Here is a 14,635-nt window from a genome sequence, read left to right as displayed (position 1 = left end):
GATTCTGAACCACCAAGACGCCAAGGCGCCAAGAAAGACTATTTTTTAAACAGTAAAAACTTGGCGTTCTTGGCGTCTTGGCGGTTAAATTTTCTTTACGAGGGTAGCGTCTTGGCTGCATACGAAGAACAGGAAGATCTGGATCGACTCAAAACCTGGTGGAAGAATTACGGCAATTCCGTGATCTTCGGCATCGCGCTGGGTGCGGCGATACTGGTCGGTTTTCGCTACTGGACCCAGCATACGGAGCAGCAGCGGCATGGCGCCGCCGTGCTTTATGACCGGATGTTCCAGAATTTTCACGCCAAAAAATCCGCGGACACGCGCCAACTGGGCGAATCGCTGATGAACGACTATTCGTCCACGCCTTACGCCGGCATGGCCGGCCTGCTGCTCGCGCGTCTGGATTTCGAGGCCGGTGACGCACCCAAGGCGCGCGAACGCCTGCAGTGGGTGCTGAAAAACGCGGACGCGGCCGCGGTGCAGCACGCCGCGCGCCTGCGTCTGGCGCGCATTCAGCTGGACAGTGGTGACAAAGAGGCGGCTCTGGCGCTGCTGGATGTGAAGGATCGTGCGGGCTTCGAGGCGGAATACGAGGAACTGAAGGGCGATATTCATGCCGCCCAGGGCCAGCGCGAAGCCGCGCGTTCAGCGTATCGCGAGGCGATCAAGTATCTCCCTGCCGGGTCCTCCTATGCCCCGATACTTAATATGAAGCTCGACGATCTGGGTCTGGAGCAGGCCCCATGAAACAGCTCGTTGCCGTCTTGTGTGTCCTGGGCATGCTGTCCGCTTGTGGCGGCGGCAAGGCGGTGCGTGAGGAGCCTGCCAAACTCCAGGAGTTTTCCGCCCAGAGGCGGGTGCAGGAAATATGGACGGCCGACAGCGGCGCGAGCGCGGCCAAGCTGGCCGTTACGCTGTCGCCCGCGCTCGATGGCGATGTGATTTATACCTCCGATCCCAAGGGGAAGGTGCGCGCCTTTGCCGCGAACAGCGGTCGCCGCCTGTGGCAGGTGCGTGTGAAGCAACTGGTGACGGGAGCGACGGCCGCCGGTGACGGTCTGGTGGTGGTTGCCACCAAGAAGGGCGAGGTCATCGCGCTCGACCGGGCCGACGGGCACCGGCTCTGGACCAGCGGCATATCGAGTCAGGCCTTGGCGCCGGCGGCGATTGGTGCCGGCGTCGTCGTGGTGCAGTCGGTGGATGGCAAGCTCACAGGCCTGTCGGCCAAGGACGGCAAACGTTTGTGGCGCTACGAGCGCACCGAGCCGCCACTCAGCCTGTACGGCACGGCCAGGCCCGTGATCGTCGCCGACGCGGTATTGACGGGTTTCGCCAGCGGCAAGGTGGCCGCCATTCATGTCCAGACCGGCAAGCTTCTGTGGGAATTGCCGGTGGCGCAACCGCAGGGACGCAACGAGGTCGAGCGCCTGGTGGATGTCGATGTTTCGCCGGTGGTGGTGCGCAACGTGCTGTATGCCGCGAGCTATCAGGGCAAGATCATCGCGCTGGACGCACAGACCGGCCGTATTCTCTGGTCGCGCGACGTGTCCACTTATTCCGGCATGGATGCGGATGCGAACAACATTTATCTTACCGACGATCGCGGCAACGTCATGGCCTTCGACCAGCGCACCGGCGCCAGCGTGTGGAAACAGGAACAGCTGCGCGCGCGCCAGCTGAATGCACCGCGCTGCGTGGACGGCCTGGTGGCAGTCGGCGATTTCGAGGGATATGTGCACTGGCTGTCGAGCGATGACGGCCATTTCGTCGCACGCTACCGGGTCGGCAGCAAGGCCGTCCGGTCCCAGGTGCTGGCAGGCCACGACATGCTCTATGTCAGCAACCAGGCGGGCAATCTCGCCGCCTTGCGGCTGGAGAAAAACTGAACTGCGTATTTTAATGATCATTCACCGCAAAGACGCAAAGGACGCAAAGAAAGGCAAATATTTTTCAGAAAAACCTTTGCGTTCTTTGCGTCTTTGCGGTGAAAAAAAGCATTTCTCATGAAACCCGTCGTCGTTCTCATCGGCCGGCCCAACGTCGGTAAATCCACGCTGTTCAACCGGTTGACCCGCAGCCGCAGCGCGCTGGTCGCCGACGCGCCGGGCTTGACGCGCGACCGCCAGTACGGCGATGGCCGCATCGGCGATCGCCCCTATTTTGTCGTGGACACCGGCGGTGTCGTGACCGGCCTGGCCACGGCGAAGGATCGTGAGGACGTGACGTCCGGCGTCGCCACCCAGGTGCGCACCGCGTTGACGGAGGCCGACACCGTCATCCTTATCGTGGATGCGCTCGAGGGTATTCACCCGGTCGACCGCGTGCTGGCCGCGGATCTGCGCCGGCTGGGCAAGCCGGTGTGGCTCGCGGTGAACAAGACGGAGGGGCGCGACCCGGCCACGGTCACGGGGGAATTTTATGCCCTGGGATTTGGCGAACCGGCGGCTATCTCCGCCGCGCATGGCGAGGGCGTCGAAGAACTGATCCGGCGCGTGCTGGAAAAATTGCCGGTAGAAGAAGAAATCGAGCCGGACCAGAGTGTCCCGCGCATCGCCGTGATCGGTAAACCCAATGTGGGCAAGTCCACGCTGGTGAATGCGTTGCTGGGCGAGCAACGCGTGGTGGTGTGCGATGAGCCGGGCACCACGCGCGACAGCATTCACGTACCGGTCGAGCGCGCCGGCCGGCGCTATGTGCTCATTGACACCGCCGGGGTGCGCCGACGCGCGCGCATCGACGACCTGCTGGAAAAATTCTCGGTACTCAAGACGCTCCAGGCGATTGACCAGGCCAATGTGGCCATTCTCGTGATCGATGCCCAGGTCGGCGTGGCCGAACAGGATGCCTCGCTGGCCGGCTACGCACTGGAGGCCGGCCGGGCGCTGGTGGTGGCGGTGAACAAATGGGACGCCGTGGAGTCGTCCGACCGTGACTGGGCCAAGCGTGAACTCGAGAGGAAATTGCCGTTTCTGGATTTTGCCCGGATGCATTTCATTTCGGCGCGCGACGGGACCGGGGTGGGCGGGCTGTTTCGCTCGGTGGACGAGGCGCATGCCTCGGCCCAGCGGGCGATGGCGACCCCCAAGCTGAACCGTGTCCTGCAGGCGGCGGTCACGGCCACGCCGCCGCCCCTGGTACGGGGACGGCGCGCCCGCCCCAAGTACGCCCACCAGGGCGGCAAGAACCCGCCGCGAATAGTGATCCACGGTAATCAGGTGGCTTCATTGTCCAAATCCTACCGTCGCTATCTCGCCAATACCTTTCGCAAGGCGTTTCACCTGATCGGCACGCCGGTGCTTATCGAGTGTCGCCAGGAGGAAAATCCGTATCAGGGCAAAAAGACCGCCAGCGGCAGGGCCGGACGCCGGACAAAACGCCGCCGCCCGTGAAATCCCGTGATCTATACTAAAAACGTGCAGTGAAATACCAGGCAAAACCATATACATGCCGGTGCAGAAAACAGGGCTTTTGAACCTGGGGCACGGCGAGGCTGTTACGTGAGCGCGTTTCACAAGAGTGCCCTCCGGTCAGGGTTCCGGCTGGCGGAATACAAGATTGAATCGGTTCTGGGCCATGGCGGTTTCGGAATCACTTACCTTGCGCACGACACGGCGCTGGGCGCGCAGGTGGCCATCAAGGAATACCTGCCGCACGAGATCGCCAATCGCGAAGACAAGACCCAGGTGCTGCCGAATCCCGAGCGCGAGGCCGTGCGCGATTACCAGACCGGCCTGAAAAACTTCGTCAAGGAAGCGCGGGCGCTGGCGAAATTCAAGCACCCCAATATTGTTCGCGTGCTGCGCTTCCTCGAGGCCAATGGCACCGCCTACGTGGTCATGGAGTACGAGGCGGGGCAGAGCCTCGCGGATTATCTCAAGCGCAACGGCCCGCGCCTCGACGAGCAGATGTTGCTGCGTGTTTTCATCCCGATCCTGAACGGCCTGCACGCGGTGCATCAGGCCGAGATGCTGCATCTCGACATCAAGCCGGAAAATATTTATCTGCGCAAGGACGGCAACCCGATGCTGATCGACTTCGGTTCGGCGCGTCAGGGCACGGCCCACATGCACAAGATTGCGCTGACCCATGGCTATGCCCCGATGGAGCAGTATCCGGACAAGGGCACGCCGGGTCCCTGGACCGACGTTTATGCCATCGGCGCCTCCATGTACCGTTGTGTCACCGGCAAGAAACCGGACGAGGCGCTGGACCGTTATGAGGCGGTGCTGAAGTATCAGGTGGATCCGCTGGTGCCGGCCGTGAAGGCCGGAGGAAATTCCTATCAACGCAATATTCTGGAATGCATTGACTGGGCCATGCAGGTCTATCCCCGCGACCGGCCGCAATCGGCGCGTGAATTCCAGGATGCCCTCATGGGGAGGGGCAGCCGCTCGCGTTCCAACAGTATCAGCCAGCCCGCGACATTCAAGCGTCCGACCTCCACCGCCGCCTACCGCCGGCCGCCGGCCGCGGCACGCCAGTCAAAACGGGATTCCAGCTCCACCGCTGTCGGCTGGATGGCGGCGGGCCTGATGGTAGCCAGTCTGACCGTGGCGGGATTGGTGTACTGGTCGGACATCAAGGTTCAACTGGATGGATTTGACAGCCAGCCGGCCGGCACGCCGGCAGCGTCCGGCATCACGGATAAACCGGCTCCAGGTCCGGCGACCCGGCACGAGGCCCCGGTACCGGCGACTGTTGCCCGGCCGGCAACGGCGCCTGTCGCGGTACCGGCGTCCAAACCGGTGACCTATGCCAGAACTTTCCCTTCGGTGTTGGTGCAAACGATTAGCGAGCATCGGGACTGGGTGCAGTCCGTGGCGTTCGCGCCGGACGGAAAGTGGTTTGCCTCGGCCGGTCTCGACAAGACCATCCGGCTCTGGGTGACGGCCACGGCTACGCCGTTGGGCACGCTGCGCCAGAGTTATGCCGTGAATGCCATCGCCATTGCTTCCACCGGCCTGTGGCTGGCCTCTGCCGGCGATGACGGCACCGTGAGGCTGTGGGAAGCGAAATCAGGAACGCCGCGCGGCGCGCTTAGCGGTCCCGGTTATGCGGTTTATGCCGTGGCTTTTTCCCCGGACGGGAAACTCCTGGCTGCCGCGGGCAAGGACCGGCTGGTGTTCGTGTGGGACGTGAATGACGGTCGGCGTGTGCAAACGCTGGAAGGGCACACGGGGGATATCTATTCGCTGGCCTTCTCGCCGGACGGGAAGTTCCTCGCCGCCGCCGGCGCCGACAAGACCATTCTCGTCTGGAACGTGAGCCAGGGACTGGAATCGCTGCGCATGTCCGGCCACAAGGACAAGATATTGGCGCTGACCTGGTCGCCGAACGGGAAATGGCTGGCCTCCGGCGATGCCGGACAGGTGATACGTCTATGGGATGCCGCCACCGGTACGTATATAAGGACCATGACAAACAATCAGGCCGTCCTGGCGCTGGCCTTCTCGCCGGACAGTCGCTGGCTTGCCGCCGGTCTGGCGAGCAAAACCATTCAGATGTTCGACGCCGGCGATGGCGCGTTGATGCAGGCGTTGAACGGGCATCAGGATCACGTCCAGTCGCTGGCATTTTCCCCCGACGGTTCCTTGCTGATTTCCGGCAGCCGTGACAAGACCCTGCGGCTGTGGAAAGCCAAAAACCCCTGATAATTAATTGCCGTTGTCGACGGCGTCTTGCGGCAGAAACAGCGCCGGGTCGACACGACTGTTGTTGAGGCTGACGGTCCAGTGCAGGTGCGGGCCGGTGACGCGTCCGGTCATGCCGATCTCCCCGATTTTATCGCCCGCGGCCACGCGCGCGCCGCTTTTGACCGTGATGCGGCTCAGGTGGTTGAACATGCTGATCAGCCCTTGCCCGTGATCGATGAAAATGGTCCTGCCATTGAAGAAATATTCCCCGGTGTTTGCCACGATACCCGCGAACGGCGCCGTCACGGGCGTGCCGACGGGCCCGGCGATGTCGATACCGCTGTGCGGCTGGCGCGGCTGGTCGTTGAAATAGCGCCGCAGCCCGAACACGCTGCTGATGCGTCCACGCGCCGGTGGCGCGAATTGCAGCGATGTCAGCGGCCGATCGCTCCAGGTAGCGAACACCTTGCGGATGATTTCCGTTTCACGCGCGATACGCGCCAGGTCTTTCGCCGAAGGCTCGACCATGCGTCTGTCTTTGACGACCAAACGCTGCTCGGCATAGTCCTTGGGTTGTACGATGAATGAAAATTCACGCCGTTGCCCATTGCGGTCGTTGACCTGCACTGCCTGCGGCCCGGGACTGAGCGATAACGGCAGGCCGACCACCGCCTGCCATTTTCCGGCGTGCGGCACGACCAGGACACGCTGGTCGTCGAAATACACTTCGGGCGCGGGTTCGGTCTCCGCTGCCACCGGCACGACAGCGATGCCGCCCGGCACCGGGCTTTCGCGCGGCAGGATCTGCGCCTGAACCGGCACACTGAACAGCAGGGCCAGCAACGGCCAATTCCTAATCTTCACGGGTTTTTTCCACCAGACAATCCAGCCGGCCGCGCGCCAGTCGCGCCCGCACGCGTTCACCCGGCCTGACTTTGCCGGCATCCGTCACGACCGCGCCGGTCTCCGGGCGTTGCACGATGGCGTAGCCGCGTTCCAGCGTAGCCAGCGGACTCAGCGTATGCAGGCTTTGCATGAGTTGTTGCAGGCGCGACTCGGCCAGTTCGCGCCGGCGTTTCATGCCGGTGACAAGCCGCGAGTACAAGTGACCGTGGTTCAGCATCAGCGCCTGTATTCGGGGTCGTGGCGAATGCTGGTGCAGGCGCGCCATCAGTGCCTGCAGTTCCGACCGCGCCTGGCGCTGGCTCGCCGTCTGTGACAGGTAAAGCCGCTGGGCCAGTGACTGGAGACTTTGCTGCAGCAGTACAATCCGGTTGCGCGGATGCACCAGGCGCGCACCCAGCCAGTCGAGATGTTGTTGCCGGCTGCGCAGGCGACCCTGCATGGCCGTGGTCAAGCGTGTCCCGAGGCGCGTGAATTGCGCCAGCCATTCCTGCCGGTCCGGGCTCAGCATTTCCGCCGCCGCCGTGGGCGTCGGCGCGCGTGCATCGGCCACCATGTCGGCGATGGTGAAATCGGTTTCATGCCCGACGCCGCTGACGATGGGAACCGGGCAGGCATAAATGGCGCGCGCCACGCTCTCTTCGTTGAAGGCCCACAGGTCCTCGAGCGAACCGCCACCACGCGCCAGAATCAGCGCGTCGCAATCGCCGCGCCTGCCTGCCAGCCGGATCGCGCCGGCGATTTTTTCCGCCGCGCCTTCGCCCTGCACCGGCACCGGATACACCAGCACGGCGATTCCCGGGAAGCGGCGGCGCAAGGTCGTCAGGATGTCGTGCAGCACCGCGCCGGAAGGGGAGGTGATGACGCCGAGACGCCGTGGAAGCCTCGGCAGGGGTTTCTTGTGCGCGACATCGAATAATCCCTCCTGCAACAGGCGTTGCTTGAGCGCATCGAAGGCGCGCCGCAGGGCGCCTTCGCCGGCCTCTTCCAGGTATTCGACGATGAGCTGATAGTCCCCGCGCCCCTCGTACAGGCTGACGCGGGCGCGCGCCAGCACGTGCAATCCGTCCTTGAGTGCCAGGCCGCGCAGGCGTTGATGCTGGCGAAAGAAGGCGCAGCGCACCTGGGCCTGCGCATCCTTGAGCGAGAAGTAGACATGGCCCGAGGCGGGCCGGGACAGGTTGGAAAGCTCGCCCTCGATCCAGATCGGCGGAAATCCCCCCTCCAGCACCGCCTTGGCCTCGCGGTTCAGGCGCGAGACCGTGTAGATGTCACGCAACGGGGTTATGGCGAACGACGACTGTTCCATTCCCTGAACATAACCTCATTTTGGGGAAATTTAAAACAAAAAAAGCCGGGCATTGCCCGGCTTTTTTATGACAGTTAATGCCTTGCTAGAAATGAACGGCGGGGTTGGCGTTGTCCTTCGCCTGTTGTTGCGCCAGTTTCGCTTCCGACAAGGCCTTCTTCGCCAGTTTCATGGCCTTGTTATACTCGCTTTCGCGCGTGGTTTTATCGGTCGCCGCGGTGGCGGCCTCCATGGCTTCCTTCGATTCCGTCAGGGACTTTTCGGTGCTGGTCCACAGAAAGCCGGTCTTGTTGGCAAGCTTGATTTCGTTTTCCGCCTCCATGACCAGCTTGTTGTATTCGTCCTTGTTGATGCCGCTGGCGCAGCCGACGGATACCAGGGTTATTGCGCACAAAATAAGCGTTTGTTTCATCCTTATTCCTCCTGTGTCTGACAGTGCCCAGTAATGGTGGCGGCATGAATCCGTGACGTTTCTTGCCGGACTGGTAATAGACGCTGCCACGGTAAAATACATTCCCGGCAAGGTCAACAGCATCGCCGTCAGCGTCACAGGGGGTTTACGGCCGCCGGGAATAAGCGCGTGGCGCCCGTCGCCGCACCAGTTTACGGGCGCCGGGCAGATAACTATAATGCGCCATGCGAATTGTCCAGGAAGCCCTTACTTTTGACGACGTCCTGCTGCTTCCTGCCCATTCGAGCGTCCTGCCCAAGGACGTGGACCTGAAAACCTCCCTGACGCGCACCATCAGCCTCAATATTCCGTTGTTGTCCGCGGCCATGGACACCGTGACCGAGGCGCGCGCGGCGATCTGCCTGGCCCAGGAAGGCGGGCTCGGCGTTATCCACAAGAACCTCACGCCGGCGCGCCAGGCGGAGGAAGTCCGGCGGGTAAAGAAATTCGAGGCCGGCATCATCAGCAATCCGATCACCGTCACGCCCGACACCACCGTCCGCAAGGTGCTGGAACTGACGCGCGCACAGCACATCTCCGGCGTACCGGTCACGCAGGGCGACAAGCTGGTCGGCATCGTGACCAGCCGCGACCTGCGTTTCGAGACGCGCTACGACGAGCCGGTGTCGCGCATCATGACGCCGCAGGACAAGCTGGTGACGGTGAAAGAGGGTGCGGGACGCGACGAAATCCTGAAACTGCTGCATCAGCACCGCATTGAAAAAATTCTCGTGGTCGACGACAAGTTCGGCCTGAAGGGCCTCATCACCGTCAAGGATATCCAGAAATCCACTGAATATCCGCGTTCAGCCAAGGACCCCAAGGGCCGGCTGCTGGCCGGTGCCGCCGTCGGCGTGGGCGCGGGCACCGAGGAGCGCGTGGAAATGCTGGTGGACGCCGGGGTCGACGTGATCGTAGTGGATACCGCGCACGGTCATTCGCAGGGTGTGCTCGACCGGGTGCGCTGGGTCAAGAAACATCACCCCGACATGCAGGTGATCGGCGGCAACATCGCCACCGCCGAGGCGGCCAAGGCCCTGCGCGATGCCGGCGCCGACGGCGTCAAGGTCGGTATCGGCCCGGGCTCCATCTGCACCACGCGCATGGTGGCCGGCGTCGGCGTGCCGCAACTGACGGCGATAGCCAACGTGGTCGAGGCGCTGAAAGGCACCGGCATACCGGTGATCGCCGACGGCGGCATTCGCTATTCGGGTGACATCGCCAAGGCGCTGGCGGCCGGCGCGCACACGATCATGGTCGGCAGCCTGCTGGCCGGCACCGACGAATCGCCCGGACAGGTTGAGATCTATCAGGGCCGCTCCTACAAATCCTATCGTGGCATGGGTTCGCTCGGCGCCATGGGCGAGGGTTCGAGCGACCGTTACTTCCAGGAACATGCCAAGGGCGACAAGCTGGTGCCGGAAGGCGTCGAAGGCCGCGTGCCGTACAAGGGGCCGATGATCAACATCATTCACCAGCTCATGGGTGGCCTGCGTTCCAGCATGGGCTATACCGGCAGCGCCAACATCGAGGCCATGCGCACCAAGACCCAGTTCGTGCGCATCACCAGCGCCGGCATCCGCGAGTCGCACGTGCACGACGTGACGGTGACCAAGGAAGCGCCGAATTACCAACGTGAATGATTTTTAAACCGCCAAGGCGCCAAGAACGCCAGAAGAACAAATACGGCTTTTTGTGGGTTGTCGATTATTCCCAGTGTTTTTCTTGGCGTTCTTGGCGCCTTGGCGGTTCAAGAAGATTTAAATCATGACCGACCCGCATTCGCAAAGAATCCTCATCCTCGATTTCGGTTCCCAGACCACGCAGCTGATCGCGCGCCGCGTGCGCGAGGCCGGCGTGTATTGCGAGCTGTACTCTTATGACACGCCGGTAGAGGAAATCAGGAAATTCGCCCCGCGCGGCATTATTCTTTCCGGCGGACCGGAATCGGTGACGGAGGCGGAGACTCCGCGCGCACCGCAGGAGATCTTCGATATGAAGATCCCCATCCTCGGCATCTGTTACGGACAGCAGACCATGACGGCGCAACTGGGCGGGACCGTGGAGGCCGGCGACAAGCGCGAGTTCGGCTATGCGCGAGTGCGCATGCACGGGCATTCAAAGTTATTCCATGATTTGCGCGACGAGCAGGAAGACTCCGGCGCGGAATGGCTGCATGTGTGGATGAGCCACGGCGACCGCGTCACCAGACTGCCGGCGGGTTTCAAGGTGATCGCGGAAACGCCCACGGCACCCTTTGCCGGCATCGCCGACGAGGCGCGTGGATTCTATGGCATCCAGTTTCACCCCGAAGTAACGCATACCACGCAAGGGCGCAGCATCCTGCAACGCTTCGTGCATGACATCTGCGGCTGCGGCTCGCTGTGGACGCCGGGCCATATCATCGAGAGCATGGTGCAATCGGTGCGCGCCCAGGTCGGCCAGGACGAGGTGATCCTCGGCTTGTCGGGCGGCGTCGATTCCTCCGTGGTCGCGGCGTTGTTGCACCGCGCCATCGGCAAACAGCTGACCTGCATTTTCGTGGACAACGGCCTGTTGCGCCTGAACGAAGGCGATCAGGTGATGGAAACCTTCGCGCGCCACATGGGCGTCAAGGTCATTCGCGTGGATGCGCAGGACCGGTTTCTTTCGGCGCTCAAGGGCGTGGCCGATCCGGAGAAGAAGCGCAAGATTATCGGCGGCATGTTCATCGAGATATTCGAGGAAGAGGCGGCCAGGATCAAAAATGCGCGCTGGCTGGCGCAGGGGACGATCTACCCGGACGTGATCGAATCCGCCGCGGCCAAGACCAAGAAGGCGCATGTCATCAAGTCACACCACAACGTCGGCGGATTGCCGGAGAAGATGAACATCAAGCTGCTCGAACCCCTGCGCGAGCTGTTCAAGGACGAAGTGCGCCGCATCGGCGAGGAGCTGGGGCTGCCGCACCAGATGATCTACCGTCATCCCTTCCCCGGGCCGGGCCTGGGCGTGCGGATCCTGGGCGAGGTGAAAAAGGAATACGCCGATTTGTTGCGCAAGGCCGACGCCATCTATCTCGAGGAGCTTTACCGCCACAATCTCTACGAAAAAATCAGCCAGGCGTTTGCGGTGTTCCTGCCGGTCAAGTCGGTGGCCGTGCTCGGCGATGCGCGCGCCTACGATTATGTCGTCGCGTTGCGCGCGGTGGAGACGGTGGATTTCATGACCGCCAACTGGGCGCACATCCCGTACGAAGTCCTCGGGATCATTTCCAACCGCATCATCAATGAAGTGCGCGGCATCTCGCGCGTGGTCTACGACATCTCCGGCAAGCCGCCGGCCACGATTGAATGGGAGTGACAGCCACGCAAGCGCGTGATGAGGCATACATGCGCCGCGCGCTCGATCTGGCCCGTCATGCCGAACAGGCCGGTGAAGTCCCGGTGGGCGCCGTGGTGGTAGTGAACGACGAAGTGATCGGCGAGGGCTGGAACCAACCGATCGTGTCGCACGATCCGACCGCCCATGCCGAAATTGTAGCTTTGCGCGCCGCCGCAACGCGCATGAAGAACTACCGGTTGACGGATACCACTCTTTACGTGACCCTCGAACCCTGCGCCATGTGCGCCGGGGCCATCGTGCAAGCGCGCGTGGCGCGCGTGGTGTACGGCGCCGCCGACCCGAAGGCCGGCGCCGCCGGGAGCGTTTTCAATTTTCTTGAATCGCCTTCATTGAATCATCGCGCACAGGTGATGGGAGGCATGCTGGCGGAGGAGTGCAGCGCCTTGTTGCGGAAATTCTTTGAAGCGCGGCGGTGATAACTGAATGTAGGTTGGGCTGAGCGATAGCGAAGCCCAACAGTTGTTTGACAATCTTTCGTTGGGGTTCGCTTTGCTCACCCCGACCTACGTTAACTAAATCGCAGGTGCCTTGAGGTCGAGCGCTTCCGGTTTGCTTTTGGCCTTTTCTTCCTCGTCAATCTTGACCAGCACGTCGTAATACGTGCGCACTCGATTGACGAATAGTACCGGTTCCATTCCGCGGGCATAGCCGTATTTGGTTTTGGGATACCAGGCCTCGTCGGCCAGCCAAGGTAGGTAATTCTTCACGTCGTTCCACTTGTTCGGGTCGCGCCCCTGTTTCTGCGTGAGGATGCGCGCGTCTTCCAGGTGGCTGACGCCGACGTTGTAGGCCGCGAGCGCCATCCACAACCGGTCCGGTTCGGTGATGCCGGGCGGCATGCGCGTGATCAGCCCCTGCAGATACCGCGCGCCGCCGTCAATGCTCTCGGTGGGGTCGAGACGGTCCGCGATGCCCAGATGCCCGGCGGTTTCCTGCGTCAGCATCATTATTCCGCGCACGCCGGTCGGCGAGACGGCATCGGGGTTCCAGAAGGATTCCTGGTAGCCGATGGCGGCGAGCAGCCGCCAGTCCAGACCGTATTTTTTGCCGGCGTTCTCGAACAGCATCTGATAATGCGGCAGCAGCCCGCGGATACGCACCCGATAGATGCTGAGGTTGATGAAATTCGACCGGCTGGCCGGGCCGTAATAGCGGTCGACCAGCTGGGCAAGCTTGCCCGAGGCGCGGGTCTCTGCCAGGTATTTCACGGCCGCCTCGTGCAGGCTCTGGTCTTCGCCCCGGGGAAAAGCCCAGGCCAAGGACTCGGGTTTCGCAAGCGTGAAAGCCACCTGGAGATCGGGAAAATACTGCCGGTTGATCGATACGATATTGGAGTCGGCGATGGTGAGTTCCAGCAGGCCTTCCCACACGGTCACCAGCAGTTCCTCGGTTTCCCGGTCCACCTCGGCCCATTTGAGTTCCGGGTATTCCTGCTTGAGTTCATGGAGGCGTTCGACGTAGCTGGTGCCGGCCTGTACTTCGATCTGCCGCCCGACCAGCGCCGGGACGTCGGCGGGGCGCGGGGTTCCCAGGCGGTAGACGACCTGTTGCCGGATTTCCTGGTAGGGTGGCCCGAACTGCACCAGCCGGGCGCGCGCCTCGGTCACCGTGATGCCGGCCGCGGCCATGTCGCCCTCGCCCTCGAGAAAGCGCGGCAGGATATCGCTGAATTTGGGGACGACGATGAAGCGGGGATTCACGCCGAGGTAATCGGCGAAGCCCTTGACCAGGTCGTATTCGAAGCCGGCCGGCCCTTCCGGTGTTTCATAATAAGTCGTCGGGCTGGTTCGCGTCAGCACCACCAGCTCGCCGGCGGCGATGACGGACTGGAGCTTGTTTTTCTCAAAGAACGTGCACGACAGAAAGGCGGGCGCGAGCAGGGTCAGGAGCAGAACGGTGCGGAGACGTCGCGATACGGCATGAAACCGTCCAATCCATTGTCCGGGCAGCTTGCGATCCATAGGCATAAACTAGTGCAGCGGAAAGCCCTTGTCACGTCGCTTTGGTGTGGCTGAAAGGACGCGTGCTGGTATAATCCCGCCCCTCCGGAGAGGTACCGAAGCGGTCACAACGGCGCTGACTCGAAATCAGATGGGCGGAAACGCCACGGGGGTTCGACAAATTCGCCGGGAGCGAATTTGGACGCGCGCAGCGCGGCCCTCGCCGCCAAGCGGCGAGGGCGAGGCCCAGGGACGGGCCGAGCAATCCCTCCCGCTGGTAAATTTAAATCCATGGTACGGATGCTGATATAATTTCTTTTCCCGGAGAGGTACCGAAGCGGTCACAACGGCGCTGACTCGAAATCAGATGGGCGGAAACGCCACGGGGGTTCGAATCCCTCCCTCTCCGCCAATTTAGAACCGGGGGTGTACCGAGTACATCTCTCCCTCGTGTATTTGATGGGATTCGTTTTACCGGTTTTTTCACCGGCTCAGGTTTCAGATCGTTACAGTTTGGAGAGGTGTCCGAGCGGTTTAAGGAGCACGCCTGGAAAGTGTGTGTACGCCAAAAGCGTACCGAGGGTTCGAATCCCTCCCTCTCCGCCATACATGCATTCGTGCCAGCCATCCATGGCGCGACATTTCTGGCTTCGTTGAGCCCCAGCCCGGCCATCCATGACCGGGCGTTCGGCGGCGCGAACACACGTTAAGTGTGTTCGCGAAAACTCCGCCTCACCCCTCCCTCTCCGCCAGTCAAATAAAAATGGGGCCAAAGGCCCCATTTTTATTTGACCAGTAAACAGAAAGATTCCAGCCCTCGGTAATGGTTCGACAACGCGACGAAGCCGTGTTGAACGCCGTGTCGCAGAAAGCACCCCGCAGTAATTTTTCAGGGATCACAACAGGCAAGGGAAGCGGCATCCGATAATATTCTGCCATTCGTCTGTTCGCGTTATCCGTTGGTAAGCCGGGGCACATTGAAGTCCCGTGCGGAATTTCGGACACTACGAAA

The 14,635-nt window shown here is 62.1% G+C and carries 12 protein-coding genes and 3 tRNA genes; 10 read left to right on the top strand and 5 right to left on the bottom strand.

Annotated elements, in window-relative coordinates; all coding sequences use genetic code 11:
• Window positions 1–111: 111 nt before the first annotated feature.
• The 4 genes from SCL_RS08240 to SCL_RS08225 all read left to right on the top strand — a co-directional run bounded on the left by SCL_RS08240 (window position 112) and on the right by SCL_RS08225 (window position 5,654).
• The gene (locus SCL_RS08240; RefSeq protein ID WP_172425981.1) at window positions 112–750 is read left to right on the top strand and encodes a YfgM family protein; all 639 of its coding nucleotides are present in this window, start codon (window positions 112–114) and stop codon (window positions 748–750) included.
• Window positions 747–1,889: an outer membrane protein assembly factor BamB gene (gene bamB, locus SCL_RS08235; RefSeq protein WP_096360770.1), complete on the top strand. Its 1,143-nt coding sequence runs from the start codon at window positions 747–749 to the stop codon at window positions 1,887–1,889. The genes SCL_RS08240 and bamB overlap by 4 nt, the downstream gene beginning before the upstream one ends.
• 117 nt (window positions 1,890–2,006) lie before the next feature.
• Complete coding sequence (gene der / locus SCL_RS08230; RefSeq protein WP_096360769.1) at window positions 2,007–3,392, top strand: ribosome biogenesis GTPase Der; 1,386 nt, start codon at window positions 2,007–2,009, stop codon at window positions 3,390–3,392.
• A gap of 108 nt (window positions 3,393–3,500) precedes the next feature.
• Complete coding sequence (locus tag SCL_RS08225) at window positions 3,501–5,654, top strand: serine/threonine-protein kinase (RefSeq protein ID WP_096360768.1); 2,154 nt, start codon at window positions 3,501–3,503, stop codon at window positions 5,652–5,654.
• A 3-nt stretch (window positions 5,655–5,657) separates the two neighbouring features.
• On the opposite strand, the gene SCL_RS08220 is transcribed toward SCL_RS08225, so the two are convergent.
• From SCL_RS08220 to SCL_RS08210, 3 genes are all read right to left on the bottom strand, one after another.
• Window positions 5,658–6,500, bottom strand: coding sequence for a peptidoglycan DD-metalloendopeptidase family protein (locus SCL_RS08220; RefSeq protein WP_197702570.1), 843 nt, complete (start codon window positions 6,498–6,500; stop codon window positions 5,658–5,660).
• Window positions 6,490–7,848: an exodeoxyribonuclease VII large subunit gene (gene xseA, locus SCL_RS08215; RefSeq protein ID WP_096360767.1), complete on the bottom strand. Its 1,359-nt coding sequence runs from the start codon at window positions 7,846–7,848 to the stop codon at window positions 6,490–6,492. Before xseA ends, SCL_RS08220 begins: the two co-directional genes overlap by 11 nt.
• A gap of 85 nt (window positions 7,849–7,933) precedes the next feature.
• On the bottom strand, window positions 7,934–8,260 hold the full coding sequence (locus SCL_RS08210) for a hypothetical protein (RefSeq protein ID WP_096360766.1): 327 nt from the start codon (window positions 8,258–8,260) through the stop codon (window positions 7,934–7,936).
• Between the two features lie 224 nt (window positions 8,261–8,484).
• Here SCL_RS08210 and guaB point away from each other — a divergent pair, with 224 nt between their 5' ends.
• The 3 genes from guaB (at window position 8,485) to tadA (ending at window position 12,099) form a co-directional block, all read left to right on the top strand.
• Window positions 8,485–9,942 carry an IMP dehydrogenase gene (guaB, locus tag SCL_RS08205; RefSeq protein WP_096360765.1) on the top strand — a complete coding sequence of 486 codons (1,458 nt, stop codon included), beginning with the start codon at window positions 8,485–8,487 and terminating at the stop codon, window positions 9,940–9,942.
• A 124-nt stretch (window positions 9,943–10,066) separates the two neighbouring features.
• Complete coding sequence (guaA, locus tag SCL_RS08200) at window positions 10,067–11,641, top strand: glutamine-hydrolyzing GMP synthase (RefSeq protein ID WP_096360764.1); 1,575 nt, start codon at window positions 10,067–10,069, stop codon at window positions 11,639–11,641.
• Complete coding sequence (gene tadA, locus SCL_RS08195) at window positions 11,632–12,099, top strand: tRNA adenosine(34) deaminase TadA (protein ID WP_096360763.1); 468 nt, start codon at window positions 11,632–11,634, stop codon at window positions 12,097–12,099. Before guaA ends, tadA begins: the two co-directional genes overlap by 10 nt.
• 96 nt (window positions 12,100–12,195) lie before the next feature.
• Here the strand turns inward: tadA and mltF are convergent, their stop codons facing one another.
• Complete coding sequence (gene mltF, locus SCL_RS08190; protein ID WP_096360762.1) at window positions 12,196–13,650, bottom strand: membrane-bound lytic murein transglycosylase MltF; 1,455 nt, start codon at window positions 13,648–13,650, stop codon at window positions 12,196–12,198.
• Window positions 13,651–13,730: 80 nt separating this feature from the next.
• Between mltF and SCL_RS14075 the strand changes: the two genes are divergently transcribed.
• The 3 genes from SCL_RS14075 to SCL_RS08180 all read left to right on the top strand — a co-directional run bounded on the left by SCL_RS14075 (window position 13,731) and on the right by SCL_RS08180 (window position 14,229).
• Window positions 13,731–13,852, top strand: a tRNA-Ser gene (locus SCL_RS14075).
• A 94-nt stretch (window positions 13,853–13,946) separates the two neighbouring features.
• A tRNA-Ser gene (locus tag SCL_RS08185) sits at window positions 13,947–14,035 on the top strand.
• A gap of 103 nt (window positions 14,036–14,138) precedes the next feature.
• Window positions 14,139–14,229: transfer RNA gene (locus tag SCL_RS08180), tRNA-Ser, on the top strand.
• Between the two features lie 147 nt (window positions 14,230–14,376).
• Here SCL_RS08180 and SCL_RS14070 read toward each other — a convergent pair.
• Complete coding sequence (locus SCL_RS14070; RefSeq protein ID WP_148665043.1) at window positions 14,377–14,562, bottom strand: hypothetical protein; 186 nt, start codon at window positions 14,560–14,562, stop codon at window positions 14,377–14,379.
• Window positions 14,563–14,635: the final 73 nt, after the last annotated feature.

Origin of the sequence: Sulfuricaulis limicola (assembly GCF_002355735.1) — a bacterium.
Classification (GTDB): domain Bacteria; phylum Pseudomonadota; class Gammaproteobacteria; order Acidiferrobacterales; family Sulfurifustaceae; genus Sulfuricaulis; species Sulfuricaulis limicola.
Note: the sequence above shows the minus strand (reverse complement) of the source record. Positions and strands in the feature narration are given on the sequence as shown.